We start from the raw sequence: 26,518 nt of genomic DNA, 5'->3' as shown, positions 1-26,518 counted from the left end.
GATGTCTGATTCTTTAAATATCCCCATTACTGGCGATGCATCTAGCCTTGATAAAACGCTAGAGAATATAAAGTCTGAATTTAAAGAGTTTGGGCAAACTGCTCAGCGTGAAGTGAATTTAACTGGCGAGCAGGTTAAAAAGCTCGAACGTCGCTTAAAAGGTCTAGGTACCGCTAACCTCAATAAGGCATTAACCCTTGATACGCCAAAACTGTCATCACAGTACCAACGTACCAAAGAGATCCTTAAAGGGATCTCAGTCTTACCTGAAGATCTCCAAGGTAAATATGACGGCATCACCAATCAGATTTATAGAACAGAGAAAGCCAATCGCAAGCTTGGCAATACTCTGTCACATACCAATAACCAAATTAAGAAAAACGCTGTTGGCTTTAACGGGCTATCAGACGCTGAAGTAAAAGCCGGTCGATCCGCTAAGCAAATGAGATTCGCTATGCAGGGGCTGCCAGCACAATTTACAGATATTTTTGTGTCACTTCAGGGTGGCCAAAGACCGTTGCAAGTGCTCTTCCAGCAAGGTGGACAGATCAAAGATATGTTCGGGGGCATTAAACCCGCTATCCGAGGGGTGACAAAAGCTATTGGCGCAATGATTAATCCTATAACGGTTACTGCCGCTATTGCGGGTGGTTTGTTTTATGCGTTTTATAAAGGTCAGAGTGAATTACATGAAGCCACAGTACAGATGTACAAAACAGGTGAAGCCCTGGGTTATACAAAGGAAGGAATGATAGACGCAACACTCGCAGCGAGTGAGTTTGCAGGTGTAACACGAGGAGCAGCTGCACAAGCCATTACAGTGTTTGAGAGGGCGAATGTAAAGGCATCGGCTGTTACTGGTGAAGTGATAGCTATGGGGATTAAGGCCCAGAAAGCGGGAATATCGACGCTGGATGAGTACGCCAAGGGCATCTCATCCCTGTCTGATAAACCATTAAAAGCGGCTCTGGCATTAAACAAGCAGTTCAATTTTCTTGATAAAACCACCTACAAACAACTCGTCACCTTTACATCGATGGGTAACAACGCTGCTGCTGCGTCACTGGCTCAAAAAGCGTATATCGAGGAAATCAGCAACGCTTCAAAAAAGGCGGTAGAAGATTTGGGTTTTCTTGAACGTGCGGCCAGTAGTGTAGGGACAGTGTTCACCAACCTATGGGATGATTTAAAGAACCTTGGTCGACCATCTAATGCATTACTCGAGCTTCAGAGTGAGCTTAAAGTGACAGAGGGAAACCTGAAACTGATTAAAGAGATGAAGCCGTTTGCTGGGCAGGCTGAATCGATTGCCAACCTAAAAGCCAAGGCAAAAGACCTTAGCGAGCAGATAACCATCCTCAATAAAACGTTAAATGATAAGCCGGATAAACGTCGGACTGAAGCCATTGAAAAGGCTTATAAGAAAAGTCTTGATGGCATTAAACGAATCCGAAGTGCAGCCAGAATATCTTATGATAATTCACTGACTGATCTTGATAGTTTCTTGTCTCGGCAAACGGCTTTGAATGAAAAAGAACAAATTTCAGATGCTGATTTTAAAGAAGCTAAGCAATCGGTATTAGACCAAAAGCTGGCTATTACCAATACATACAATAATGCACTAATAGCAGCAATGAAGAATGAAATTAGCATAAGAAGGGGCCATGAAGATGATGTGGTTAGCCAGGAAAATGCTCTTAATGAATTGCTATCTAAAATGCAAAATGATCGGCTTAAATTGAGTACTGATATCAGTATCGAGAAAATTCCCGACAAAGATAACATCATGGGTGCACTCGATGGTGCGCGGTCAGGGTTTAAGACGTTTGCCGAAGAAGCCAAGAAGTCGAGTGATAAAGCAAAAGCAGCTATTCAAGATGCGATGAGTGGTGCCACTGATGCACTGACAGATTTTGTCGTGACGGGGAAAGCGGACTTTAAGAGCCTAGCCTCAAGCATTATTAGTGATCTTATTCGGATCGCAATCCAAAAAAATATTACGGGCCCTCTTGCTAGTTCTGCTGTTGGGTTATTTGCTAACGGTGGGGTTTTTGACGGTGGTATTCAGAAGTTTGCTAATGGCGGTGTCGTTACGAAACCAACATTTTTCCCGATGGCCAAAGGTGCTGGGTTAATGGGTGAAGCGGGTCCAGAAGCGGTTATGCCATTAACCCGCGATGCACAGGGAAGACTGGGTGTACGTAATTCATCTAGTGGTGGCGATGGCATGAGCAGTGTTGAGGTTAATGTTATTAATCAGACGAGCAATGAAGTAACGGCTAGGCAGTCTCAGCCCAAATATGACAACACGCTTAAGCGAATGGTGGTGAATGTCATTTTAGAAGATATTCATCGTGGTGGTCAGTTAAAAGGCGCATTAGGAGGTAGATAGTGGCACTTCCAATTTTTCCTGATGGGATAAAGCTTGCAATGGATTATGGAGAGGATCTTGACCTTGGTATTGATCGAACAGAAATGGAAGGTGGAATACCCAAACAACGCCCTAAGTTTTCAATGCCAATCATGACCAGACGAGCAAAGGTAGTCGCCACTACGTTTGATGACAAAGTTAAGTTTGATCATTGGTATATCAACGATATTAAAGGTGCCTGTTGGTTTACCTATAAAGACCCTATTCGTAGCTCAGGTACGCTTACGGCAAGATTCCAAGAGGGTAAGCTCTCATGGCACATGGTTGCTCGAAATATTTGGGAAGCGAATGTAGTGATTGAATCGATCGGACTAACATAATGCCTCGTTATTATACGAATAAAGCCAAGGTTAATATTAATTCTACATCTGCTGATGAGCCGATGTTAATTTTAATTGAAATTCATCATCAGAGCTTTAATGAACCCGCACGAATAGTGGCAGACACGCAAGATATCACTCACGGTGGTAATCAATATACCGCACTTCCTATTGAAATCTCATTACCTGACGAGGGTGAAGGGAAAACGCCACAAGCACAACTATCTATAGATAACGTTGGACGAGTCTTAACCGATGAACTTGATAACTCTCGAGGGTTTGAAGGTGGAAGTTGCATGATCATGCAAATTTTACGCTCCAACCCAGAGCGTGTTGAGTGGGGGATTGAGCTAGACATCATGGATGTGTCCATTGACCCTAAAAAAATAACCGCAACGCTTGGCTACGTTGATTTGCTAAACAAGCCAGCCGTTACCATTAAATTCACACCAGAAAGATCACCTGGATTGTTCTAATGCATTGGTCAGAAAAATATATAGGTAGGAACTTTGATCCGCTGACATATGACTGTCTGGATCTTGCGGTTGATGTCGCTCGAGATGAGTTGAAGTTGAAAATCATCTCGCCAGAGCACGCTGACAGACCCATAGAGAATCAGGAGCAAGGGGCTGCAATTAATACAATGAAGCATGATTTTGCTATTCGTGTTGATGAGCCAATAGAAGGGCATCCGGTTATTTTATATGACCGTGGTGTGCCATCTCACATTGGTGTGGCGACGTTCGTCAATGGGCAATGGCAATGCTTACATAATTTGACCGGAATGGGTGTTGTGATGGAACGCATGAGCAGAATGCGGATAGATGCTCATGGTGGTGTAGAGGGATTCTACAAATGGCTGAGTTAAAAGATGCAATGCTTACGTATCTGCCCAATCCGCTACTGACTGATAATAGAAAGGAGTACAACCTATCCTTTATTGAAGGTGAGACGCTTTCATCTTATTTATCTCGCGCTGGGATTGAAATTTATGATGGCCACCCTGTCGTTGTATTCATTAACGATGAAAAGCTTGTTTCGGGGTGGGAAGATTACGTTATAAAAAATAACGATGTCATCAATGTCAGGGCTGCAGTTCGTGGGAAAGCCGGTCAAATTATAGGCATGATTGCATTAGTGGCAATTTCTATTTATTTTCCACCGGCGCTAGCGGCTGCTGGTGGGTTTGCCGTTGGTACCGTTGGTAGTGCTCTTGTTACTGCAGCTGTATTGGTTGGCGCTAGCCTTGTAATCAATTCATTAGTACCACCACCGTCAGCAGGAGGTGGCGGGAATGCTCAAGAGGTGAATGAGCAGAAGCGTTATGTTATTTCTGGCCTAAAAAATAGCATTCGTCTTTTTGAGCCAATGATGATTGTCATAGGAAAAATGCGCGTCTTTCCTGATGTCGCCTCAAATTTTTATACCGAATTTATTAATAGTGAGCAGTACCTATATCAAGCATTTAACTTTGGTATTCAATCCGATCTGACATTAACTGATTTTAGAATTGGTACTGCAGATATTAGCAATTATAACAATATCAATATTCAAACCGCTGGTGCAGATGGTGTTTTATCGGAAAAATTTGGCAATATCGATACCATTCAGGGTGTTGAAATAAAAAAGAGCGATGGCTGGGTTTCTCGATCAACAAAAGGGCATACGGTTGGTCTTGAGCTAGATTTTCAGGTTATTGCCTTTGATACGCTTGATGAGGGTGGTGTTGATTCTAAATCAATCGCTGTTTCTATCGAGGTTTACACAATAGCGACGGATGGAACTCAAACACGATACGACACGTTAACGTTAAGTCTAACTGGTATGAAAATCAGTTCGGTAAGAACAACGCATCGAATTCATATCAATGATAGTGGTGAGTATTTAGTCAAGGTGAGAAAGACATCCATTGATGTTGAAAGCACAAAAAAAACAAGACGACTATCGTGGGTAAGCCTAAAAGCGTTCCAAGAAGATAATGCTGATTACTCTGGGCAAAGGCGTGTTGGCGTATCAATAAAGGCGAGTGGTCAGCTATCAGGACAGGTCGATCAGTTTAATGCTATTTGTCAGTCGACTATTCCCGTTTGGACAGGTTCAACATGGGTAAAACAATTCACATCAAACCCTGCATGGTGGCTATTGTGGTGGTTCAGGGGGAGTAAAGATTCGGCTGGTAGGCGTCAATATGGCGCTGGATTACCTGACTCACGAATTGACATGGATTCGATAAAAGCATTTGCAGCATGGTGTAACAGAAAAAATCTGGAGTGTAATGCTGTAATCAATTCAAGTCAGTCAGTTAAAAATGTGGCTGAAATTATATCTCGATGTGGGCGAGGGCAAACGACATGGCAAACCGGTAAATATGGCGTCATATGGGATGCCGACGATTTATCACATATTGCAGTTTTTAGTCCGTCAAATATCAAGTCGAGAACATTTTCGATTGATTATGTTTCAGGGAAGCTTGCTGATGAATTTATCGTCAATTTTAAGAATGCTGACAGTAATTGGGCAGCTGAAAGTGTCAGGGCTACCGTTGGCGGTATTAGCGATCCAGATAACCCTGTGGAAATAGATTTCATTGGTTGTACTAATAAAGACCAAGCGGGACGTGAAGCCTCATTGCTTGCAGCATCACAGGAATTTTTTAAACGTCGAACCCATTGGGAAACCGATATTGAAGGGCTGGTGGCATCTAAAGGTGATGTTGTTCTGTTAAGCCATGACATGGTCAGTTGGTCAAATTCAGGCCGAATGATTGATGGTGGTGATCACTTTACTATTTATCTTGATGCTGATGTTCCTCAACCAGCATCAGCAAACTCAGCAGTCCTTGGCATTCGCTACCCTAATGGACACTATGAAACATACATGGTTTCAGCAGTAGACGGTAATAAGGTATCTCTTAAAGCCCCCATACCTTCATCAGCAGACAATCCGTTACCCGGTAGCGGTACATATCCGGCGTGTGAGTACATGTGGTTTTATGATTCAGCGGCGAGCCCTGGTCGAAAGGTTAAAATTGTAGATGTTGTATCGATGGGAAGTGAAGGGTTCAAATTTACTGCCATTGATTATACAAACGATTATTTTCTTGCTGAATCTAATCCATATATATACCACCGTGGTTTCTCATCAACAACGGTAGATCTTGGTTCGACAGTGACGGAACACGTTGTCGGCCTTAATGTTATTGAAGGGCGTAGGCTTACCAGAGAGAACGTAAGGTTACCGACTGCGAATGCATCCTGGATGGCCCTTCTTAATGCTGAAATATATCTATTTAAATATAAAAATAATGATGGTGGAACATGGCGTGAAATAAGAACTGAATATCAAGATGTATCATTTGATGCTCCTAAGGGAATATATGATGCCAATGTTACCGCTGTCCTTAAAGGTGGAAGGTTAACTCAGCCAAGTCCTATTTCATTCACGATTGAAGATGCTGCCTTTAAAGCATCAGACGTCTTTGGTCTAAAGGCCGATATTTCAAATAATGGTGTAATAATTTCATGGGATGATTCGCTTGACCCTGACTATGTGAAGACAGAGCTAAGATTTGGTGCAACCTTTGAAACTGCCGAGGTCATTACCGAGGTAAAGGGAAATACATTCCTAAGCAAATGGCTACCTGCAGGTAATAACCGGTTCTGGGCTAGACATTGGAATCCATCATTACCAAGTGCAACCGCGGCATCTGTGAATTTGAATGTTGCGCCCCCATCAGATGTGAAAATATCTCGCTCATCGATGCAAGTTAACGCGTTGTCATTATCGTGGGAAGACGCAAAAACAAGCCAGCCAATAAAAAGTTATACGATAAATATCGGTTCAATAACGGGTGATATAACAACAGCAACTTTCTATGGAAAAGCAGGTGCAGATTCTCGTTCAGACGTAATAATATTTACTTCTGGCGGTGATTTTAGAGTGTTCATGTCGGTGGAAGATGTTGCTGGGAATATCAGTAATATAAGGCACATCGATGTAACTGCTGCATTACCCGCTAACTTTGCTATTGCGCTTAACTATGACGCATCGAGAGGTGCGGTGTTAAGCAATGCAGAGTATATCGATGGTGAGTTATTGATGCCGTTAAATACAACGGAAACATGGGACCAACATTTTAAATTTCGTCATTGGAATACGGTACAAGATCAGATTAATGCCAACTTCCCAATTTACTTTGAACCAGGCACTGAAAGTGCCTCTCTTGTGAGTACCAAAGACTTAGGTAAGATTTTATCTGCCGCAACAATCTCTGTCAGAATTGCTCAATCTCACCATATTGGGAATGTTTCAGCAAAAATCAAAATTGAATGGAGCAGTAATAATGCAAGTTGGACCTCTGCACCAGAAGGTGCAATAGAAGTTCAGGCTAATAATGTGCGTTATATCCGAATCAGTATTTTTGCTACAGGCCAAGATCGTGATGATCTCATTGTCATAACATCCATTGATGTTGATATCCGTGTTGAAGATAAAACTGAATCAGGTCGCTTCGTTTTGAAATCGACGGATACGAATGGAACAATTTTTACGCCGACAAAAAAATGGCTCGATATCGTAAGTGCCATTGTTACCCCTCAGAACAGTCCTGCCATAGCGAGAACTAACGTCATCATTGACGATAGCGGAAGTACACCAGTCGTTAAAGTCATGGCTTGGGATACACATAATGTTCGTATAGGCGGAACCGTATCAATATTACTTGGAGGTTATTAGCATGTCTGATCAAAATAATTTATCAAAGCCAGATATAAACAGTAATTATTCAACTGAGGTATTACAAACGATTAGAGCGCATATTTCTCGTCTATGGACCGCTGATTTTCGAGGTATGGGTGGGCTAGTGACTGGAATGAAAAGGCATGTCTTTAAAACGGTAAAGACAAAAAAGCATCTAGAAATTTATAACCGATTAGCTAATGGCAGTGAAGAGAAAATATTCGACTCACTATCACTACTTCCCTCTGGTATTGAAGATATTCCTGGCTTGCAAGGAGAGCTTGATAAGCGGGGTACGTTTGGTGCGTTTACGATGAGAGAGAGTGGAGGAAAGTTACAAATACTCAATGGCCAAAACATAATATGGCAGCTTGATGCTGCGGGTAATGTCAGTGCAGAGCAGGATGTGTCTGCTAAGAAGACATTATGACGATTAAGACTGCAGGAACGATTAGCATCCAAGATATTGTTAATGAATTTGGGGGTAACGTCCCGCACTCATTAACTGAGTATTATCGTGGTGCAGGACGGGTTCCTGATATTCCGCAGAACAACAAAATACCAACATCTGGTGACATAAGCATTACTGACTTTTATGGCGCCGTGAATGAAATGGTAATAACAGTGACGACCGGAGGGCTAAAAGACTCATTCGGCTCTTTTTGGACGGCAAATATACCTAAAAGAGCAGTGATTAATAAAGGTGTCACACGGAGATTACTTGAAATAGGAACGGGATTAAGAGGCAGCTTGACGGTTGATAACCACGGTGAAATTCAAGGTGCGAGTGGAGCACCAAGCAAAGCTGGTGGTGATGCTGTTGTGGCCAACGCTAATGTAACTATTAATAATTATGGTGCGATTCGTGGAGGAGGTGGAGGTGGTGGGTCAACGACCTCTCGCGAGCCATCGAGTGGTGAGGAATACACTGCAAGCTATGCGTCATCAAGTTATAGAACAGGTATTTACACTAAACAATTCACTCAAAATAAGAGATATCAAATAGAGGTTTGGTGGAAAGGTTCACGTTTATTTTATAAGACAAATAGCACGAGTTATTCCGGCCCATTTTCAAGCAGTAGTTCTTGGTATAAAAGTGGATGGACGTATCACAAAGGGACAAGCCATTTAGTTAATGTTAAACCTCACACTTTAAATAATGCCATTTGGAGATCAAAGGTTGTTGTTGGTGGTAGAGGGCAGGGTTATGGCACATCAAAAGCGACCAATGGTGGTACGTGGGGCCATGCTGGAGGTAATTCTGGTGGGCGAGGTGGCTACGCTATAAATAAACATGGCCACACAGTATCTGTAAATAACCACGGTACGATTAACGGTAGCGTCGTTTGATTTATAGGGTTTAGCGTCTTGCGAATAGGTGTGGGTATATGGCGATTACAACGTGTGAAGTAAAGGCAACGGTAACCACTGCGGATGGAACCCCAATCGCAAATGCGACGGTGATGGCGCAATTGAATGATGTGGTCATTTATAACGGGATCATTATTCCTGAAGTTATCGTTAAGAATACCGATGCTGCAGGCATCGCATTACTCGACTTATGGCCCAATGAACTGCAAACCATTCCCGAGACCTTTTACCAGGTAACGATTGTCACACCCAATCAAGAATATAGCCGGCTCAATATCAAAGTCAGGAACGTCGACAAATCGAATCTCTATGAGCTGGTCTCTGATATTTCAAATATCAAACCGACTCATCGTTTAAGTATCCTCGACCCTAATGGTGATATTGCGTTACCTAATAACGCGATGATGATTGGTAGTGAGCGATCGAGTGCGGTTCAGTCTTATGGAATAAAGAAAGCAGTGATTAACCAACCTTACGCTTGGGGCGCGGGGGAAATGTCACTCACATCAGATGGCACTAAAACGGTTATTTCTCACCACACCAGTCTACCGAATAGTCAGGAATCCTTTTTAATTGGCGAAGGATTTTTATGGCATGCTAAAGGTACCGAGGCCGCAGTAAAGATCTTCACAGAAGATAACCCACCTGACGCATCACAGATTACGAACCTACCGGATTTGGCCGCGCTGGCGATTGAAATACCCAAAGCCAAAAAATGGGCGATAAACCCTGAAAATGTGGCTGTAGAGCCTGGCAAGTATTCGTCGTATCACTACGCACAAAAAGCCGCGGATATTGCTCGTCAAATGGCAGTAGATAAAACCGCTATTGATGCGATAAACATTCCGCAAGTAGGAGTGGATGTGCAGGCTGCTGCCTCTCAGGTATACGGAGATAAAGTCGCGGTGCGTGCAGATCGTCAAGCTGTCATTGCATTGAAGCAAGATACTGACGTCGCGAAAAATAAAGCGGAAAAAGCTGCCGTGAGTGCACAATCTGCCGCTGCTGGGGCAATACAAGACGGCGGGGTGTTTACGCCTACAGCTGAAAAGCCTTATCCAGATACACCGGTACTATCAACCATCTGGTGGGTACTGTTACCAAAAGGATTGAAATTTACCTATACGGACGGTGATTTAGTCGGGACTGATTACGCTACGGTCGAGAATGGCAGTGAAATACATTATGACGCTGTCACGGCGAAGTTCTACTCAATCGGTGATGACAAGACGGTTGATTTATCCTCTTTGAACTTTCTAGATCCGAACGGCGGAACCATGACAGGCCCCTTTACCTGGTTTGGGTCTGGTGGGGCATTACTTCAATATAGAACCAGTACTGGTATAAAAGAAGTCTTTGGTGTCCATGCATTAGATGGAGAGCAAACTGTTAATGTGGGTGATGCTGATATGTCGCTTCACTTAGCGGCCAAAGAAGCACCCAGTATCGAGGTCAATGGAAAAGATGATTCGCTCGTTTTACTCTCTCAGTTGTATGAACTGACAAGACGGCTGTTGGAAGGTGGTGGGCTTATTAGTGTTGGCGATGATCCAAAGACTAAAAAAGCGGGGCTCTATTACGTCAATGGTAAGTTTACCGGTGCGCCAACATTACCGAGTAACAATTACGTTGGCTTAATGGAAATCAAAAAGGGCTTTAATGATACCAATGGGAGCCTGATTGAGTACCACACGGTTGATGGCGTGTATGAATTGTTTGAACTTATGAGTGGCTGGTCGACGTGGATAGAACCAGCATCAGGGGGCGGTGGCATTGCGAGCCTAGGGGGGAAGTTGGATTCTGACCTTGAGCTTGGTGTACATGGGATTAAATACAACCGAAGCTATATCCTCGTTGTGAGTAATGGCAAGCTCATATTAGGCGATCAAGACATGCAGATGGAGGTGGTTAGTAAACTGGTTCCAAAATGGAGAAGGGATAGCCGCCATACTTATGACTTTTTCACAAAAGCTAATCCGCCACAATCCTCTCAAATTGGTGGTATCTGGGTTGGGTGTCTGATTGAGGTTGTTATCGAAGATGGGCAGCAGGTAGGTGTGCCTGCTGGTGGACGTTATCACCAATGTGATGGTTCAACGATCCCGCCATTTTATTATGGATTAAAGCAGATGTTTCCTACAGGGAAGTACCCAAATATCCCTGTCGTTGATATTGCACCAAACATTAAGAAGTACACATTTATTAAGGTGAAGGATTAGCAGGGGAAAAGCCTAACGGTGTTAGTTAGGCTTTGAGATTATTACCAATAAACCGTTTGTAGCATCATGGGTTAAGGGCAGGCATACCCATCACAATTTTCAGCTGGTAGCATTACTGATCGTGTTGGATCATTTACTTTAGCGGCTGTTTTTTTATGTTCAGGTATAAGATTCAGTTCAACGTCGTTATCTGGCTCATCCGTCCAAATTGTAAAACCTACGCTATCATCAGACTGGCCTAATGGATTACCACGTGGGTCATTTTTCCGTGGCTGGTCAAGATTGTTACGCGTACGGAATTCATCATCATGTTGGTATGTTGTACGAACCGTCCCGTCAGAATCGACGCAGACAGTATTTTCCATTGATCCACTTGGAACGCATTTAGCCATGCTGAGCATTGGAAATAGGCCTACAAGTAATACAATTAGCGCGTTCTTTTTCATGTTAAATTCCATATGCTCTTTTTATTATGTGTTTGCATTATTTATTGATATCAATGATATTCGAGCATAATGGATGGTGTTTTATTGTGCAATGGTAAATGAAGCCTTTCAAAAAATATTAATCCTTGAATACTTACTGGTATGTACGATTGAGTTTAGGTCAGACCTTCTTTAATCCATCGCATTATCAATAATCACAGTAGGGTTAATGAACGTATTGCGTAATTAATAGGTGTGATATTAAGTTATTGTTTTTAAGGGGTAAATTATGCAACGATTGCTTGCATTTTTGATTTTTAAAATTCAGCATTTGTTCAGCTTCATTTGTTATCTTGACCTCAGAAAGAAAACAGTGTTTTATTTTTTGGGGTGATTTATGAAAAAAACAGCTATCGTACTTATTATGTTATCAGCAGCAGCAGCGACTCAAGTTCAGGCTTCAGATTTAGAATACAGTGCTGGTCTTGGCCTAAGTGCTGATAACAATCATCTTGTTGGTAGTAGTAACGAAACTTATATTTTTCGAGCTGGTGTGATTGCAGATGAGTCTCATCGTTTTCTAGGGACATATACTTTTTCAAATAATAGCAAATTATCAAAGTATATGGGGTCATATGACTACCTATATAGCTTAGATGATGCAAAGAGATTCAATTTGGTTACAGGTGTCACTGTTGGTTATAAATACCAGGATACAAAAGCATTGGATAATAAAGGGCATTATGTATATGGCGGACAAGCTGGCTTTAATTATCGCATAACGAAGAATATCAGCACTGAAATTGGGTATCGTTTACTTAATGCAAGTAGTCAAGAAAGTGAATCGTACAATGACGAAGCATACCTAACAATGGATTACATTTTCTAATTATATTTCTTTCAACGTAATGCTTATCAAGCACTAAATATAAGGGGGGATGTAGTCATACATCTCCCTTTTTTGTTTTCAATAATATTTCAGTATTCGCAATAATCGAGTGGACGAAAACGTGCATCTTGAACGATGTTTTAAGACTTCTTTTTTAGCTCAATTTTGGGGGCATACTGGGGGCAAAACTGATCGAAAAATGGTGTTTGGGGGCAAAATGGGGGCAAAAAAAAACGCTTGGAAATGGAAAAAATATTATCAAAGTGTATTTTAGTTTGTTGATATATAATGATTTTTTGATAATTAACAATTAGTTAATATTTTAGTGCCAACATCCTGCCCAGTACTTTGGATAGCTATTTATTGGTGTTGCTTTCGTGTGCATGTGTTGACCTCAATCTTTGGAGGCGGGAATTATAGCCGTTCAGTAAATGGCTGGCTAGCCCTTATATTTACTGACTTTTTGGCACTATTACGCATGATTTTTATGTGGTTAAGCATAGTTGTAAATAAATGGAGGGAATAAAACATTTTTTGCTTTAAATAAACCGTGTTAATCCAGTGTGATGGCTTAGAAGCAGCAAGATACCGACACGGAGTGATTAACCATGTACGCCTTAATCGCAAGCCAATGCTGTAGAGCTATTCGTGTTGGGTGCATTGTTTTTAATTGGCGATCCGAAAGCACCTACAGTCAGTAAAATATTCTACTCGCTAAAAATGGGTAGTTTTGATGAGGTCATGCATCGTGATATTTATCGAGCAATTAATAACGTCGCTCAAACAGGCTCTCGCATCGACTTGATAAACGTTGATGTCTGATTCATCGGAAGGGACACCGACTGAACGTCTTGGCCTTGTGATTTCATCTCTTGAGCGTGCTAGAAATTCTGCTGTTGGATTGAGTGTTGGTGGCCATTGGGGCTCGACATAAGATGGGGAAAACCGCTTTTACTTTAAAGATTGCTGAATATGTTGCTATCGAAGAAGGGAAGGGGATTGCAACGTTCTCACTGGAAATTCCAAAAGAGCAAATTTATGAGCGTATGGTTTCTTCTCGATCTCGTATCGATTCAGGTTTGTTCTATCAGAGCTCAGAGGATGTGTATAACTTCGATACTGAGTTTGCCAAAGCCAGCCAGGCCATTAGCGAATACAACAATACCAAGTGTTATATCGATGGTTCACCCAGCTACTCAAGCAGCTGGCCAAGGAGTTAAATTGCGTTGTGTTCCTAGTTACCCAGCTCAACCGTAAACAGGAAGAACGTGCAGATAAAAGGCAATACCTTCTGACTCACGAGGTACTGGTCAGCTTGAGCAAGGTTGTGATATTTGGATTGGGCTTTACCGAGACTCGATATATCACGCTGACTCACCAAACCCACCTGAATTGATGGAAGCTATTCCATGGTGGTACAGGAACTGCGTACCTTGAACTCATCAACGGACATGTTGATGACTTCCTCAGTAATGTCGTTTTTGACAGTCCAGCGATGAGAAAAACAATGTTTGCTAAGTACGCAAGAAAATGATGTTGGTATGGGGTCTCCTCAAGGGACCCTTGGTGTTCACATCATGTCATCCATTCTCGCTGACACATTAATGACAGAATATGTATAAGTTTTAACTCTAAGCAGTAAAGACGCTGATTTGTGCCAGCAAAGATTACGCTGAGTTAAGTATTGATCCGCAAAGCAAGGGTTGCTCGGAGATCTAGACCTGCTTGCTAAAATAAAACTTGGTCTTGACGAACAACAAAATGGCTATCCTTGTAAGCTTGTTCGTAATTATCCAGCAAGGGAACTAACTTTTCAATGGTGATCGACTCCTCTCTGATGATAAAGCTATCTATCAAGTTCACATTATTAGTCGTCACCTGATAGCGGTTACCTTCGATAGAATCGCAATCTCCACTTACTAATGCCACATAACAATAGGTCACATCAGGAAGGTTCAGTGAAATAAATATGATTGATGCAATTGGTCGTGAACAATCAAGAGATTCACAATTAAACTCGAGCCGTAACCAAATTCGCTTGTTAATCATCCTTGTATAAATCCAACACGTTCTCTGACATTTGATATCTCATCTAGATTGAGGTTGTTATCGAAGATGGGCAGCAGGTAGGTATCCCTGCTGGTGGACGTTATCACCAATGTGATGGTTCAACGATCCCGCCGTTTTATTATGGATTAAAGCAGATGTTTCCTAGTGGTAATTATCCCAATATTCCTGTTGCTGATATAGCACCGAACATTAAGAAGTACACGTTTATCAAGGTGAAGGACTAACAGGGGAAAAGCCTAACTGTGTTAGTTAGGCTAGAAGGATATTATTCTTGGAAGTATTTCTAGTGTCTTATTTTTATCAGTTGAATCGATAGTTAATACCGGCACTCAAGTTGTCTTCATCAATATTATTATGACTTGATGTTAATCCGAATGAGTGATTGTAATTACTTACAAGCTGGAACTGCTTGTTGATATTGTATCCTAACGATGCACCAACCATCAGACCCATATCAGACTCTTTTAGTTGATTATCCTTATAACGGGCATAGGTTACACCTGTTTCTGGTGCGACAAAGAAATCTGATTGCTTAATGCTATATGGCTTTTCGACGGAGAGGGTGTAATTGTCTAAATCAGCACCGTTACCAGTAAGTGTCGCTGCCGAACCTTTTACATTTCCCCATCCCAATTCACTGGCTGCTTGGAATTGAATGCCGTCAACATTCGTACGGTGGCTTCCAACTTTAACATTACTATGCTGGTAGTTAGCACCAAAATACGTCTGCACATCTTGAGCTTGTGATGCAGCAGGTAGTACGGCGAACATAGTAAAGGCAAGCAATTTGATTTTATTCATTATTGAGCTCCTATTGGCTAATCTCTCTATCTTATTTAAAACACTGTACATTTAAAGTGCCATTTGAGATAAATAAGATTGATTTTTTGATAGGCGATGAAGAAGCGCTTATTTTCTCGTCTTGATTTCAACCACATTATCAGTGCTCGTTAGGATCCTTTTGAGCTTATTCTTGATCGTCTAAAAATGTAGGTTGTGGAGGGGTCATATCTCTTGTTTTTTTTGGGGCAAAACTGATCGAAAAAGGGCGTTTGGGGGCAAAATGGGGGCATAAAAAATGCTTGATGATGAAAAATTGCGTTGTGTTCCTAGTTACCCAGCTCAACCGTAAACAGGAAGAACGTGCAGATAAAAGGCAATACCTTCTGACTCACGAGATACTGGTCAGCTTGAGCAAGGTTGTGATATTTGGATTGGGCTTTACCGAGACTCGATATATCACGCTGACTCACCAAACCCACCTGAATTGATGGAAGCCATTGTTTGATACAATCGAGATGGCGGTATTGGGACCGCTTACCTTGAACTTATCAACGGGTATGTTTGTGACTTCCTCAGTAATGTCGTTTTTGATAATTCATCTACAAGAAAAACAATGTCAGCCAAGTACGCAAAGAAATAATGAGACTAATATTATAGGGTGTTACTTAGAGTAAATATTAGTAATTTTGCAGAGTATATTTTGAAACTGACAGTAGGGGGAGTTATTGAATTGTTAATAGGTAGGGAGTGATTGCACATGTTCAATTTCATCGAAAGGTTAATAATTTAAATATAAGCTATGTGGGATTAATGTAATTACTATTATCCTTTACTATTTTATACCCATTTATTTTCAATAGACTATTTAAAACTTCCCCAACCGATGGCTCACACTCATCAGTTCCAAGTAAATAAGAAATTTTACAGCCTAGGCAGTCTGAAATGTCAAATAAGGTTGATACTTTGAGAGCTGTTTTTCCAGCTTCAATGTCAATGTAAGTTTTCCTTGATACTTTTATTTTTCTAGCTATGTACTCTTGAGTTAAATTATTCCGTTCTCTGCATTCTTTAATTCTATATGTTATGGCGTCTTTATTATACTGATGCATGTTCTTGCCTTATTGATCTGTTCGATTCAATGTTTTCGATGAAATTGAGCGTTGTTTTTGTCTTTTGCAGTGAGCGATATTACGATTGGCTTTTACTTTGTTTGAAAAACATTACAGCGTTACAGCCTGAACATTTTATGTTTTCGATGTGTTACTACCTCAAAATAGCTACGTTTTAATATATAGTGAATTCTATTTGATTTACATTTATCGCACTTGTTTAAAATGTAATACATAACACACCTCGCTTAACCTTATTGTCTATAAATACTTACATTAACAATGTTTTTTTTATACTAGTAAAGGCTTTTGGTGTTGTGTTGATCACTCAATGAGAATAAAGCTGATCGAAGCAAGGTACACTAACTACACAGTGCTCCACTCGATTCATGTGATTTTTCATGTGTATGTTTCCTATCAATACTTGTTAAGTAGTATTCTCATGGGTTGATTTTCCTCTAAGTATTGAATGTGCCTAATTTACAATACACCCCGATAATGTATTTTTGTTGTTAAACTGTAATTAAGAGTTTAACTATGAATTATGAATGTTTTATAAAAGAATTGAAGTCTGAATTTGGTGATTTGATTGTTATAGATAAAATTGATTATGTGTATTTTTGTTTTTATGATGAATGTACTAACGGATTTGTCGCAACAAAAATCTCAAAGAGAAATGATCTTTTATCATCGGTTCACCTTGTTATGGAGTCATATCACGAATTCTTACAGTCTAGTTTAGTAATAACGTATGATGAGTTCAAAAATGAGTACTTTAAAAGAAAGAAATGCTTTGCTTAACAAAAAAATAAAAGATAAAGCGAATGGGTTGTTGTTAAAAACAAAGCGTAAATATATTTCATTCGAAGTGGAGAGTTTGAAATCGAAAACATAATAAGTTTAAGACAAAGTAAAAACAAAAAAATAACCTGTGGTATATATCCTCTTTTAAATTCGACGGCAATCTTTTATGATATAAAAGATGATGGTATTGGTAACATTTACTATTATGAAAATCATAAAGTAGCCATGAATGAATATGATTTATGGCATAGACGTGACTTTAAAAGGCCTTTACCAAAAAAATGGTTTGATATGAAATAATCGTTCATACAGAGTGAATCATTAAATTCTCAATTTAATCAGATGTTACTGAATAACGACTTTTTAACATTAAGCATGTGATCTCTTAGATTACATTTAATTGTAAATAGCAATCACATGACTTATCAGCATAATTAAAAAACATTTGCGACAATCCATTGACGAAAAACAATGTCTGCCAAGTGCGTATTATGTTAAATAGTCGATTTGGTAGGGTAGAACACCACACTAAGCTCCTTAACGCTTACCGCCTGCTATTTTAGCTCGTTATGTACGCAAAATAATACAAAATGTATCTGGAAGTTTACTGCCTATATCAATGCATATGATGTTGATCATGTTATCAATTCAGCTTCGGCATGACTTGATGGTAAACAAATCAAAATCATAGTGTTAGTCATCTAATTAAGAGCAAAAGCGACTTGGCTGCATGAAGGGCGGTTAATGTGGACTTTTGAGTCAGTAGCGTTTTCGACCAGCGAGTTATGCTGAAAAATTGGACGTAGAGAGAGCGGTTTTCTATTGTCACGTCCCTGCTAAGTACAATTTCATTATTTTCAAAAGGGTTTATTATCTTATGCTGCTGCAGGTTTAGGGAGCGCTGGTGTTATCCAAAATCTGGGATTGGTGTTATTAGGATCTGCGTTGCTTTGTTTCGCATCTGCGCTATGGGTTGATTGAATCAGGCACTAAACTGTGCCTGAACAAATTTATGCTGCGGGTAACGCATCTGAATAAATATTTAGTCGACCTTTACATTTATTTTTAAGGTGTAAATATGCAACCTGAACCATTTCATAGCGCCCGCAGATATAAATATCTGGCAGAGTGTTGAAGTCGCAATCTTCATAAACGATAGCGAGTAATCCTCCTTGACGTGCCACTACACTCTTTGGAGTAACTTCAGTCACAGGGATATAAGTAAAGCCAGAGTATGCTGCTTCTAATTCAGCAAGATAACCATGCTCATAAAGATCAGCCTCACTATGGCACCCCCAATAGAGAGTAATATCACTCTCGGGGTTACGTTTTAGGACTTCCTTTAATAGGCTGCGGGTATAGGTGTAACCTGAACCTCCTGCAACCAGTACAATTTTCCCATCAGCAGGACGCAACCAAGCATGCCCCTTCGCGCTTTCAACAATCACGCTTTCTTTATTTTGAAAGCATTGTTGCAGGTACACTGCACTTTTAGCTAACGTGCTATCTTTTGAAATGCCGCCTAAATGTAGTTCAAACTTGCGGTTCCCCTCTGGTGAGCTGGCAATTGAAAATGGTAATTTTTCACTCTCCCCTAACTCAACTACTACATATTGACCCGCAAGAAAATCGAAGTCACCTTCGGCTTCTAAAATGACGCTTAACGTTTTTGTGTTAAGGTATGTCAAATTAAGGATCTTACAATTCACAGGCCGCCCCCTCCTTACCTAGCTGCTCATCGCTAACCGCAATAACGTCACAGCGCTTACCCGTTGAGGCAGAGGTTGGATCGAAACTAATCTCCAGTGAATCTAAGGTGCCAAGCATTACTTTAGTCAGACAGATGTTTTCTATAACGAAACAATTATTCTCTTCACAGCGCTTATCAAACGAAATATGTTCATCTCCATGCGCACCAATCCCATAGCTATCAATCGCTATAAACATTGGTGAACTATTCAGGATCGAATCTAGTACATCACTATTCAGCACTGTAGATTTCGCACCATAATTTGAATTCCCGTAACCATTCTTTTCAAAGTTTCCTGTATATAGAACTAGTGATTTTCCCGATAGGTTAAGCGTTTCAACCTGAGCTAACGTTGGCATTGCTTCCGAACAGTTAATAATGTGAACTGGTGTCGTATATGTTGCCTCCAGTGGTATTTTGGTATAACAATCAATGTGGGTGCCGATATGGCCCATTGCATTTACAGAATCAGACTGGCGCTTCGCCCACTGATAAGCAGGATGGTCTTTTGAAATTTCAATACTAATATTTTTTCGGTTCATGTTTCTTCCTCTTCAAAGTTGATAGGAAGTATTCTAGAGACAATATGTATGCTCTATTACAAATATTGAGACAATAAACATCAAGATAAGGACATTAAATACTGAATTCACGCTGCTCGTATGCCATTTAGTTACAACATAATAGTGAATTAATTGTAATTCATTTATCGAGTGATTAAATAAGCATAAGAAAGGCATCAAGCAATACGTGGTCTGACAAGAATAAATAGGGCATGATAAAAGGTGATTAATCAGGCCAGTGAGGTGCTGGCCTTGTTATAGTGAACGGCAAAATGTTGATTATTTTTTATTGGCTTGTTCGGCTTTGAGTTCGTTGCACTCGGTTATAGGCATAGCTGTCGTGCCAAGCATTTTGCCATCTTGCATACAGACGATATGGGGAACACTTACAGTACTTCCACCACTGAAGTTTGCATAAGTAAAACTAGAAAAAAAGAAACACAGTAATATGAGGGACTTTTTCATTGCGACTTCTCCATTATATCAGCATACATATTTATAAAATCTACTGGTTAATTAGTGGCCTCTATAGGTGCTTAACTAGCAGATTAAGATTGCATAGAGGCTTTTGAATAGTCACCATATGCAATATATTGATCATGTTAAACTATATAACTGAAGTTAACCTGAATATAAGCGTTGCCAATAGACGATGCCTATTGGGGCGGTGTACAGCAGGCATCACGGGTAAGGGCATGCATATCCATCACACGTTTCAGCAGATAACATCACTGATCGTGTTGGGTCATTCGCTTTAGTGATTGTTTCTTGATGCTTAGGTGTAAGATTTAGTTCAAATTCGTTCTCTGGTTCATCCGTCCAAAACGTAAAACCGACACTATCACCTGACTGGTCTAATGGGTTACCACGAGGGTCATTTTTTCGTGGTTGGTCAAGGTTGTTACGCGAACGGAATTCTTCATCATGTTGGTATGTTGTACGAACCGTCCCGTTAGAATCGACGCATACGGTGTTTTCCATCACTCCACTTGGGACGCATTCTGCCATGCTGAGCATTGGAAATAGGCCGACAATCAATACAATTAGCGTCTTCTTCTTCATGTTTACATTCCATATATGCGTTTCATTGTGCGCTTTTGTATTATTCATTGAAAATAATAATGAATCAGCATGGTGGATGGTGTTTTATTGCGTAATAGTTGAGTGTACAAAATGTGCATCTTGAATGCTGTTTTAGGGTTTCTACTTTAGATAAATTTTGGAGGCGGGAATTATAGTCGTTCAGTAAATGGCCATGTTAAGTGTGATTTACACTCTATATGTTGAGTTGGTCGTTGATTTGTCTCGTTTATGAAATCATGTAAAATGTGCGGGTGCTATCTACAATACAAATAAGGGCTTTATGTACGCAATCTTTTCTTTACTTAAGTGGGTCGTGTTAATTTACCTTGTAAAAACTGGTCGAATCTCTGAATCAACTCTAATTAAGTTCAAGAAGTTTAGTTTAGCCGTAATATCAATGGTTGTATTACATGCGTCAATGATTGTACATGTTGTTGACTCTGTTGATTTTATTGGCGGTGAAATAACTGATGGTTATATCCACCGACGCATTATTTAATATCTCTGTACCTTTCCTATTTCATTAATCTGTTGGATCAAGATTAATGATATCTCTTTCCTTGAATTAAATACGCTGATATTACTCTGAATCCTTCATCTTAGGGCTGCTTGGGTATAGCAATCTTGTATTTCTGTTTTAATCATTATGCGACTAGTGAGTTGGGAAGCCGCTTAGCTAGTTAAACAATCGACGCAGAACTATACTCAACTAGGACGGACTGGCAGATATATTTTGTGTCGTAGTGATATAAAAGATAACCATGATTCTTACCTTACTACTACACATTAAATTGACGTTATTGTGTATGAGTAATGTTGGAGGTCATTATGACTATTTCTACTAGATTGAATGAGTACTTAGACAAAAATAATATTGCGTATAAAACGGTTCCTCACTTTCATAGCACAGGTTCAATAAGCACCGCTGTGGCATCAAGCATTCACCCTAAGAATATTGCAAAAGCAGTCTTGCTTGTCGATCATGATGGGCACAAGGTCATGGCTGTATTACCCGCAGATAAAAAGATATGTATATCCACATTGAATGAAAAATTTAATGCGTCTTATCAATTGATTAAAGAGAAGGATATATATAATTTGTTTGCTGATTGTGAAGACGGTGCAATTCCCCCTGTTGGCGGTGCATTTAATATGACGGTTGTGTGTGATGACCTTCTTGATACCTTAGAAGGTGTCTATATTGAAGCAGGGGATCATCAGACGCTATTGCAGGTAGATCACGAGGCTTTTAAAAGCATTATGGCTAATGCGAAACATACACGCTTTAGTGAAGATATGCTTCATTAGGGATGTTTAAGCAGTAGCATTGATATTCTATCTTTATCGTAAAGGGGAGGAGTATGTCGAATAATATTATTGCAGATAATCAGCCAGTGCTTGTCCAATTAGAAAAAGGTAAAACATACCAATTTTGTGTGTGTGGTTATTCGCACACACAGCCATTTTGTGACGATTCACACCTAGGTACTGAATTTGAACCTATGTACTTTACGGCAGAAAAAACAGAACAACGTTGGCTATGCCAGTGTAAACAAAGCGGTAATCAACCGTATTGTGATGGAAGCCATAAGGCGTACTCTGAAGATGATATTGGTTTAGAAGCCCCTAATAAAGATGATTCACAGTAACCTTTTTTGTAATTATGGTACGTTTATTTAAGATTAAAAAAGCCCACAAGAACGTGGGCTTAGATTGTTACTTTGGTTCTTGCTTATGCAAATAATGTTTATGTATACATTGGTACTAGAACCATGGTGCCAATAATAACGGTAATTAAGCCACAAATAACAGGAACCGACGTACGTTTAACAACTTCAAATGGGCTGATTTTACCCATACCAGATGTTGCAACGATAACACCAGAAACCGGTGAAATAGTACGACCAAGGTTAGAAGCCTGTAGCATAGGGATAATCAAGAATGCAGGGTTTAAACCCATTTTCGCAGCTAGTGTTGGCGCTAGTTCTACGAATGCGTAAAAAGGTGCATTACCGGAACCTGTCGCAATCGCAGCAGCAACAGTTAGACCTGTTAGAAGAACCATCAATGCGAAACCACCCGCACCAGCAGCTTCTGCAAGGCCAATTAGATTATCGATAGCACCGATAGACATAAGACCTTGTGCAAATACGCCGGCAGCAACCAACAGCATTACCACGCCTTTGAATGCATCAGCCATACCTGCATAACAAGATTCTAGATCTTCCAGTGTTTCTTTACCTTTGAAACGCTTGGCAACGAAATCAACCATTGCACCTAAAAAGATAGAAGCAACAACAATGGTGTAAATGTCTAATGATAGACCTTTGATTGTTTCGCCATTAAATAAGAAAACACCCACGATAGGTAAGAAAGGCAAGATTGCGTAATACGCAGGGGCTTTCACTTCCATTTCAGAAATGTTGACCTTTTCCATTGGCGTATTTTCTTTTTTATCGAGGTATTTATTCCAGAAATAAGCCGCGGCAGCCATGACGATGATTGCACAAATTGATACAGGAAGAACGGTTTCAACAGCAAATACGTGTAATGGCATACCCGCTTTTTCAGCCGCAACAACAACGTCACCAGATGTTGGTGAAAGAATGATTGCTGCTGGTGACGCACACACTGCCACTGCGGCAGGGCGGGAAATACCCATTGCCGTCATCATTGGGAATAGTGTTGCCATTAGTAGTACACCAAGGCCAGTCGCTGAGCTAACAGCTAAAGACATTAGACAAGCTACGATATAAGCAGCGACTAAAAGAATATAAGGCGATTTTATGAACGAAAGCGGCTTAGAAAACTGCTTAACCACAACATTGTTTGCGCCAATGTGTGTCATGTAAGAAGCGAAACCACATAAAAGCATGATTTGCATACCTAAACCGCCGCCACGGTACTTAAGCATGTATTTCACGAATTCAAGTGAATCTGTCAGTATGTTACCTGTTGATGCAATAGATGATGGTAGTACCGTATGGCCTATAGCACCTGCAGTAATAAGAAGCACCAAACCAGCGGTTAATAATACGCCAGCAGGTTTATAGTTTTTTACAATGAAATAGCCTACCGCGATGGTAACCACCAGGCCAATCAATAGTTCTAACATAGCTTTTCTCTCTAACTAAAATGAAATTTTAAAATTGGATGAATCAAATTTTGGTATGTAAGTTAGCTGTCTTGTGAGTCGTTGATTCAATCCTTTAAATCAATGCAAAGTTATGACCATTTTCTTATCCATATTGGTATTAGCGATAAGCACACAGACTTTTAGTGATTAAGCTAAAAGGGAATTTGTCTGCGTGCCTGCACTTTTAGAACCGAGATCGTGTTGAATATTTAACCGCATTATTACTGTATATAGTGATGTTTAAGTCATACAAATAGCGATGAAATAACAACATGGAAATGTTCATTTCAATCACAAATAAAAACAAAAATGTATTTTTTATAAAAACATTTTCTTACATATTGTTTGTGAGTAATTTACCTAAAAAGGGGGAGAGAGACGACAGTTAACATCATAAGTTATGATCTAAAGCAGGGTTTAAATAAGGGTGTTAATTTTGTGCTACAAGTATGAAAAAATACGCCTATCTTACTGTAATGAAATGATTAATTATCACTTGTGGTTGTTAAGTGTTCAAATGCTCATTAAGCCGTTATAAACTAAGGGAACTGTTATTGGTGCAGTAAGAATAAACGTGGCAAGATGTAAATTATATGATTTATTTACACTGTTTCTTAACAAAATCGATAAAAGCTCTATCAGCCAGTGATAGGTACCCATTTTTTCGCCAAGCCATTGCAATGTTAAGGTACACAGGTTTTTTAAATGGGATTGGAATAACGCCTTTTTCATGCTCTGTAACAAGTTCAAGTAATGCTGAAATTGAAAAGTTATGTCGAACTATATTCAAAATCATCGGTAATAAGTTTGTTTCGAAAGATATCTTGGGAGTGAAATGATAGTTATGACACACCTCATCAATGAATTCTCGGTGGAAATATCCCGGTTTAAACATGACCAACTCTTCCTTAAAGAAGTCTTCAAAGTCGATATATTGTCGTGAAGCAAGGTGATGATCTTCACTGACCACTGCAACCATCTGCGATGTAATTAAATGTTCAGTTTCAAGGCGCTCAGGTACATCTTCGTTATGAATAACGCCAAGGTCTAATTCCCCGTCTAACAGCATTTGACGAATTGATTGGGTGCCAGCTTCAATAATGGTGAGTTTCAGGTTGGGATACTGACTTTTAAAGCCCATTAATATTTCAGGGAAAAAATATGATCCCAACATGCTTGGCACCCCTAACTTTACTTCGCCTTTTTCAAGCCCTTTCAGCTCAGCCATTGCAATATTTGCATCGTCAATTTGCTGCAAAATAAGTCGAGCATGTTTGAGTAAAACTTCACCTTCATGAGAGAGTGATATTTTACGTTCATTTCGATGAAACAAAGGAAATTCTAATTGCTGCTCTAACTTTTTGATGGCAACACTTAATGCTGGCTGTGCGATGTGTAATCGTTTCGCGGCGCGGGTGAAGTTCTCTGTTTCTGCAAGTGTTACAAAGTAAGTGAGCAGGCGAGTGTTCATAGCTATAACCTTTGATTATCGAGATGATAGTTTTTATATATTTTATTTATTATGAGTATATTGCTACTGTTTGGTTAATACCATTATAGATGGCTATTAATCGTTATATTTTGAGTACTATTGCCATGATTGAAATAAAAACATCTGCCTACCGTCGTGCGAGTTTTGCATTAGCATTAGGCTCTTTTCTCGTATTTTGTAACTTATACCTTTTTCAACCTATGTTGCCATTAATGGCTGACAAGTTTAACGCGAGTGCTATTCAGGTTAATTGGTTATTGGCGGCAGGCACATTGACGTTAGCGATTACTTTGGTGCCATGGGCAGTAGGTTCAGAGATCATTGGTCGTCGTAAAGTAATGCTGCTGAGCCTTTTCTTATTACCGTTTGTTGGTATGGCAATGCTGTTAGCTGACTCTTTGTTAATGCTAACGTTAGCACGCGGTGCTATGGGTATATCCTTGGCGGGTTTTGCTGCTGTTGCTGTGGCTTATATGGCTGAAGAGTTTACCCCAAAGGCGTTGATGTTGGCTGTAGGTGGCTATATTAGTGCGAATTCATTAGGGGGGATTACTGGGCGTTTATACGGTGGTTTTGTCACTGAATATTGGGGTTGGGAAGTGGCTGTGATTGGTATGGCTATTTTTAGTCTATTGGGTGCATTAGCCGTTAATCGACTATTACCGGAACAGCAATATTTTACCCCACAGAAAGGGCAGCTCCGTACACATAATCGCAGTGTAATTGGTCATTTAAGACAACGAGAATTATGGTTGGCTATGCTCATTGGAGGGTTGAACTTTGCGTTGTTTGTTAACCTTTATACGGTAATGGGTTTTCGCCTTGTTGCCCCCCCGTACTCATTGCCCATCAGTTTAGCGTCGATGATTTTTCTTTGTTATCTCAGCGGTACTATTACGGCTAAGCTGAGTGGCCGTTGGAGCCAAGTTAATAGCCCGATAAGTGGAATGGTATTAGGTACAACGGTAAGTGCGGTTGGTATGTGGATTGCGGCTTATGATTCACTGTACGCAATGCTTACTGGTTTATTGTTTATTAGTTCTGGGGCATTTTTCACACACTCACTGGCGTATGCATGGGTCAGTCAAAAAGCGAAAACAGCAAAAGCGACAGCAACTGCATTATACCTTGTTCATTATTATGTTGGTGGCAGCGTCGGTGGCTTCTATTTAATCGCGTGTTGGCAATATGGTGCCTGGCATGGTGTTCTTGCTGGTGGCATGGTGCTGTATGGTTTGATTTATCTGTTATGTTGGCGCTTACATTGTCGTGCTCAATCAAAAGAAGATATAGCCGCAGTGCTAAAAGGTACGCACACTGCGGTGTAGTTGGGTTT

24 protein-coding genes and 1 pseudogene are annotated in these 26,518 nt (G+C 40.2%); 15 read left to right on the top strand and 10 right to left on the bottom strand.

Translation table 11 applies throughout. The annotated features are described in order from the left end of the window. Nucleotide 1: 1 nt before the first annotated feature. From C9J48_RS01595 to C9J48_RS01560, 8 genes are read left to right on the top strand one after another with little or no spacing between them, the layout of a single operon-like run. Entirely contained in the window at nt 2-2,392 is a 2,391-nt protein-coding gene (locus C9J48_RS01595) for a phage tail tape measure protein (protein WP_242610840.1), read from the top strand. Beyond that, nucleotides 2,392-2,751 carry a hypothetical protein gene (locus C9J48_RS01590; protein WP_006231445.1) on the top strand — a complete coding sequence of 120 codons (360 nt, stop codon included), beginning with the start codon at nt 2,392-2,394 and terminating at the stop codon, nt 2,749-2,751. Before C9J48_RS01595 ends, C9J48_RS01590 begins: the two co-directional genes overlap by 1 nt. Beyond that, nucleotides 2,751-3,227: a DUF1833 family protein gene (locus C9J48_RS01585; RefSeq protein ID WP_006231446.1), complete on the top strand. Its 477-nt coding sequence runs from the start codon at nt 2,751-2,753 to the stop codon at nt 3,225-3,227. Before C9J48_RS01590 ends, C9J48_RS01585 begins: the two co-directional genes overlap by 1 nt. After that, nucleotides 3,227-3,619: a hypothetical protein gene (locus C9J48_RS01580; protein WP_006231447.1), complete on the top strand. Its 393-nt coding sequence runs from the start codon at nt 3,227-3,229 to the stop codon at nt 3,617-3,619. Before C9J48_RS01585 ends, C9J48_RS01580 begins: the two co-directional genes overlap by 1 nt. Beyond that, nucleotides 3,607-7,485 (top strand): TipJ family phage tail tip protein, encoded by a 3,879-nt coding sequence (locus tag C9J48_RS01575; protein WP_006231448.1) that lies wholly within the window; start codon nt 3,607-3,609, stop codon nt 7,483-7,485. The genes C9J48_RS01580 and C9J48_RS01575 overlap by 13 nt, the downstream gene beginning before the upstream one ends. A 1-nt stretch (nt 7,486) precedes the next feature. After that, a complete protein-coding gene (locus tag C9J48_RS01570) occupies nt 7,487-7,918 on the top strand; it encodes a hypothetical protein (RefSeq protein WP_006231449.1) in 432 nt (143 codons plus the stop codon). Then, nucleotides 7,915-8,838: a hypothetical protein gene (locus tag C9J48_RS01565; RefSeq protein WP_006231450.1), complete on the top strand. Its 924-nt coding sequence runs from the start codon at nt 7,915-7,917 to the stop codon at nt 8,836-8,838. The genes C9J48_RS01570 and C9J48_RS01565 overlap by 4 nt, the downstream gene beginning before the upstream one ends. Before the next feature lie 38 nt (nt 8,839-8,876). Further along, on the top strand, nt 8,877-11,078 hold the full coding sequence (locus C9J48_RS01560; protein ID WP_006231451.1) for a hypothetical protein: 2,202 nt from the start codon (nt 8,877-8,879) through the stop codon (nt 11,076-11,078). A gap of 71 nt (nt 11,079-11,149) precedes the next feature. Here the strand turns inward: C9J48_RS01560 and C9J48_RS01555 are convergent, their stop codons facing one another. After that, entirely contained in the window at nt 11,150-11,524 is a 375-nt protein-coding gene (locus C9J48_RS01555) for a hypothetical protein (protein WP_006231452.1), read from the bottom strand. 376 nt (nt 11,525-11,900) lie between these two features. Between C9J48_RS01555 and C9J48_RS01550 the strand changes: the two genes are divergently transcribed. The 3 genes and pseudogenes from C9J48_RS01550 (at nt 11,901) to C9J48_RS28145 (ending at nt 13,788) form a co-directional block, all read left to right on the top strand. Further along, nucleotides 11,901-12,392: a hypothetical protein gene (locus C9J48_RS01550; RefSeq protein ID WP_006231453.1), complete on the top strand. Its 492-nt coding sequence runs from the start codon at nt 11,901-11,903 to the stop codon at nt 12,390-12,392. 648 nt (nt 12,393-13,040) lie between these two features. Further along, nucleotides 13,041-13,214 (top strand): hypothetical protein, encoded by a 174-nt coding sequence (locus tag C9J48_RS28150; protein ID WP_006231455.1) that lies wholly within the window; start codon nt 13,041-13,043, stop codon nt 13,212-13,214. A gap of 113 nt (nt 13,215-13,327) precedes the next feature. Beyond that, nucleotides 13,328-13,788 (top strand): annotated as a pseudogene (locus C9J48_RS28145) (DnaB-like helicase C-terminal domain-containing protein). A gap of 332 nt (nt 13,789-14,120) precedes the next feature. Here C9J48_RS28145 and C9J48_RS01530 read toward each other — a convergent pair. The 7 genes from C9J48_RS01530 to C9J48_RS01490 all read right to left on the bottom strand — a co-directional run bounded on the left by C9J48_RS01530 (nt 14,121) and on the right by C9J48_RS01490 (nt 20,533). After that, entirely contained in the window at nt 14,121-14,441 is a 321-nt protein-coding gene (locus C9J48_RS01530; RefSeq protein WP_006231457.1) for a hypothetical protein, read from the bottom strand. Nucleotides 14,442-14,762: 321 nt separating this feature from the next. Further along, the gene (locus tag C9J48_RS01525) at nt 14,763-15,263 is read right to left on the bottom strand and encodes an outer membrane beta-barrel protein (protein WP_006231458.1); all 501 of its coding nucleotides are present in this window, start codon (nt 15,261-15,263) and stop codon (nt 14,763-14,765) included. Between the two features lie 779 nt (nt 15,264-16,042). Then, nucleotides 16,043-16,354 carry a helix-turn-helix transcriptional regulator gene (locus C9J48_RS01515; RefSeq protein ID WP_006231459.1) on the bottom strand — a complete coding sequence of 104 codons (312 nt, stop codon included), beginning with the start codon at nt 16,352-16,354 and terminating at the stop codon, nt 16,043-16,045. Between the two features lie 1,814 nt (nt 16,355-18,168). After that, nucleotides 18,169-18,867, bottom strand: coding sequence for an NAD(P)H-flavin reductase (locus tag C9J48_RS01505; RefSeq protein ID WP_006231461.1), 699 nt, complete (start codon nt 18,865-18,867; stop codon nt 18,169-18,171). Next, complete coding sequence (locus C9J48_RS01500) at nt 18,857-19,450, bottom strand: cyclase family protein (RefSeq protein WP_006231462.1); 594 nt, start codon at nt 19,448-19,450, stop codon at nt 18,857-18,859. Before C9J48_RS01500 ends, C9J48_RS01505 begins: the two co-directional genes overlap by 11 nt. A 300-nt stretch (nt 19,451-19,750) precedes the next feature. Next, nucleotides 19,751-19,936 (bottom strand): hypothetical protein, encoded by a 186-nt coding sequence (locus C9J48_RS01495; RefSeq protein ID WP_006231463.1) that lies wholly within the window; start codon nt 19,934-19,936, stop codon nt 19,751-19,753. Between the two features lie 216 nt (nt 19,937-20,152). Beyond that, nucleotides 20,153-20,533: a hypothetical protein gene (locus tag C9J48_RS01490; RefSeq protein ID WP_006231464.1), complete on the bottom strand. Its 381-nt coding sequence runs from the start codon at nt 20,531-20,533 to the stop codon at nt 20,153-20,155. Nucleotides 20,534-20,834: 301 nt separating this feature from the next. Here C9J48_RS01490 and C9J48_RS01485 point away from each other — a divergent pair, with 301 nt between their 5' ends. The 3 genes from C9J48_RS01485 to C9J48_RS01475 all read left to right on the top strand — a co-directional run bounded on the left by C9J48_RS01485 (nt 20,835) and on the right by C9J48_RS01475 (nt 22,203). Beyond that, entirely contained in the window at nt 20,835-21,053 is a 219-nt protein-coding gene (locus C9J48_RS01485) for a hypothetical protein (protein WP_006231465.1), read from the top strand. A 329-nt stretch (nt 21,054-21,382) separates the two neighbouring features. Then, nucleotides 21,383-21,862, top strand: coding sequence for an aminoacyl-tRNA deacylase (locus C9J48_RS01480; protein ID WP_006231466.1), 480 nt, complete (start codon nt 21,383-21,385; stop codon nt 21,860-21,862). 53 nt (nt 21,863-21,915) lie between these two features. Beyond that, complete coding sequence (locus C9J48_RS01475; protein WP_006231467.1) at nt 21,916-22,203, top strand: CDGSH iron-sulfur domain-containing protein; 288 nt, start codon at nt 21,916-21,918, stop codon at nt 22,201-22,203. A gap of 98 nt (nt 22,204-22,301) precedes the next feature. On the opposite strand, the gene dcuC is transcribed toward C9J48_RS01475, so the two are convergent. Both dcuC and C9J48_RS01465 read right to left on the bottom strand, forming a co-directional pair. Continuing rightward, nucleotides 22,302-23,669: an anaerobic C4-dicarboxylate transporter DcuC gene (dcuC, locus tag C9J48_RS01470; protein WP_006231468.1), complete on the bottom strand. Its 1,368-nt coding sequence runs from the start codon at nt 23,667-23,669 to the stop codon at nt 22,302-22,304. A gap of 619 nt (nt 23,670-24,288) precedes the next feature. Next, entirely contained in the window at nt 24,289-25,161 is an 873-nt protein-coding gene (locus C9J48_RS01465) for a LysR family transcriptional regulator (RefSeq protein ID WP_006231469.1), read from the bottom strand. Nucleotides 25,162-25,286: 125 nt separating this feature from the next. Between C9J48_RS01465 and C9J48_RS01460 the strand changes: the two genes are divergently transcribed. After that, nucleotides 25,287-26,510, top strand: coding sequence for an MFS transporter (locus C9J48_RS01460; RefSeq protein ID WP_036803572.1), 1,224 nt, complete (start codon nt 25,287-25,289; stop codon nt 26,508-26,510). The last annotated feature ends 8 nt before the right edge of the window (nt 26,511-26,518 follow it).

The organism is Photobacterium profundum (assembly GCF_003026285.1).
GTDB classification, from domain to species: Bacteria; Pseudomonadota; Gammaproteobacteria; order Enterobacterales; family Vibrionaceae; genus Photobacterium; species Photobacterium profundum.
Note: the sequence above shows the minus strand (reverse complement) of the source record. Positions and strands in the feature narration are given on the sequence as shown.

Coding starts and splice junctions, on each gene's coding strand:
- C9J48_RS01555 (WP_006231452.1), bottom strand. CDS start 11,524: ATGAAAAAGAACGCGCTAATTGTATTACTTGTAGGCCTATTTCCAATG.
- C9J48_RS01530 (WP_006231457.1), bottom strand. CDS start 14,441: ATGATTAACAAGCGAATTTGGTTACGGCTCGAGTTTAATTGTGAATCT.
- C9J48_RS01475 (WP_006231467.1), top strand. CDS start 21,916: ATGTCGAATAATATTATTGCAGATAATCAGCCAGTGCTTGTCCAATTA.
- C9J48_RS01565 (WP_006231450.1), top strand. CDS start 7,915: ATGACGATTAAGACTGCAGGAACGATTAGCATCCAAGATATTGTTAAT.
- C9J48_RS01490 (WP_006231464.1), bottom strand. CDS start 20,533: ATGAAGAAGAAGACGCTAATTGTATTGATTGTCGGCCTATTTCCAATG.
- C9J48_RS01595 (WP_242610840.1), top strand. CDS start 2: ATGTCTGATTCTTTAAATATCCCCATTACTGGCGATGCATCTAGCCTT.
- C9J48_RS01575 (WP_006231448.1), top strand. CDS start 3,607: ATGGCTGAGTTAAAAGATGCAATGCTTACGTATCTGCCCAATCCGCTA.
- C9J48_RS01515 (WP_006231459.1), bottom strand. CDS start 16,354: ATGCATCAGTATAATAAAGACGCCATAACATATAGAATTAAAGAATGC.
- C9J48_RS01560 (WP_006231451.1), top strand. CDS start 8,877: ATGGCGATTACAACGTGTGAAGTAAAGGCAACGGTAACCACTGCGGAT.
- C9J48_RS01550 (WP_006231453.1), top strand. CDS start 11,901: ATGAAAAAAACAGCTATCGTACTTATTATGTTATCAGCAGCAGCAGCG.
- dcuC (WP_006231468.1), bottom strand. CDS start 23,669: ATGTTAGAACTATTGATTGGCCTGGTGGTTACCATCGCGGTAGGCTAT.
- C9J48_RS01485 (WP_006231465.1), top strand. CDS start 20,835: ATGTACGCAATCTTTTCTTTACTTAAGTGGGTCGTGTTAATTTACCTT.
- C9J48_RS01585 (WP_006231446.1), top strand. CDS start 2,751: ATGCCTCGTTATTATACGAATAAAGCCAAGGTTAATATTAATTCTACA.
- C9J48_RS01495 (WP_006231463.1), bottom strand. CDS start 19,936: ATGAAAAAGTCCCTCATATTACTGTGTTTCTTTTTTTCTAGTTTTACT.
- C9J48_RS01570 (WP_006231449.1), top strand. CDS start 7,487: ATGTCTGATCAAAATAATTTATCAAAGCCAGATATAAACAGTAATTAT.
- C9J48_RS01500 (WP_006231462.1), bottom strand. CDS start 19,450: ATGAACCGAAAAAATATTAGTATTGAAATTTCAAAAGACCATCCTGCT.
- C9J48_RS01525 (WP_006231458.1), bottom strand. CDS start 15,263: ATGAATAAAATCAAATTGCTTGCCTTTACTATGTTCGCCGTACTACCT.
- C9J48_RS01580 (WP_006231447.1), top strand. CDS start 3,227: ATGCATTGGTCAGAAAAATATATAGGTAGGAACTTTGATCCGCTGACA.
- C9J48_RS01465 (WP_006231469.1), bottom strand. CDS start 25,161: ATGAACACTCGCCTGCTCACTTACTTTGTAACACTTGCAGAAACAGAG.
- C9J48_RS01480 (WP_006231466.1), top strand. CDS start 21,383: ATGACTATTTCTACTAGATTGAATGAGTACTTAGACAAAAATAATATT.
- C9J48_RS01460 (WP_036803572.1), top strand. CDS start 25,287: ATGATTGAAATAAAAACATCTGCCTACCGTCGTGCGAGTTTTGCATTA.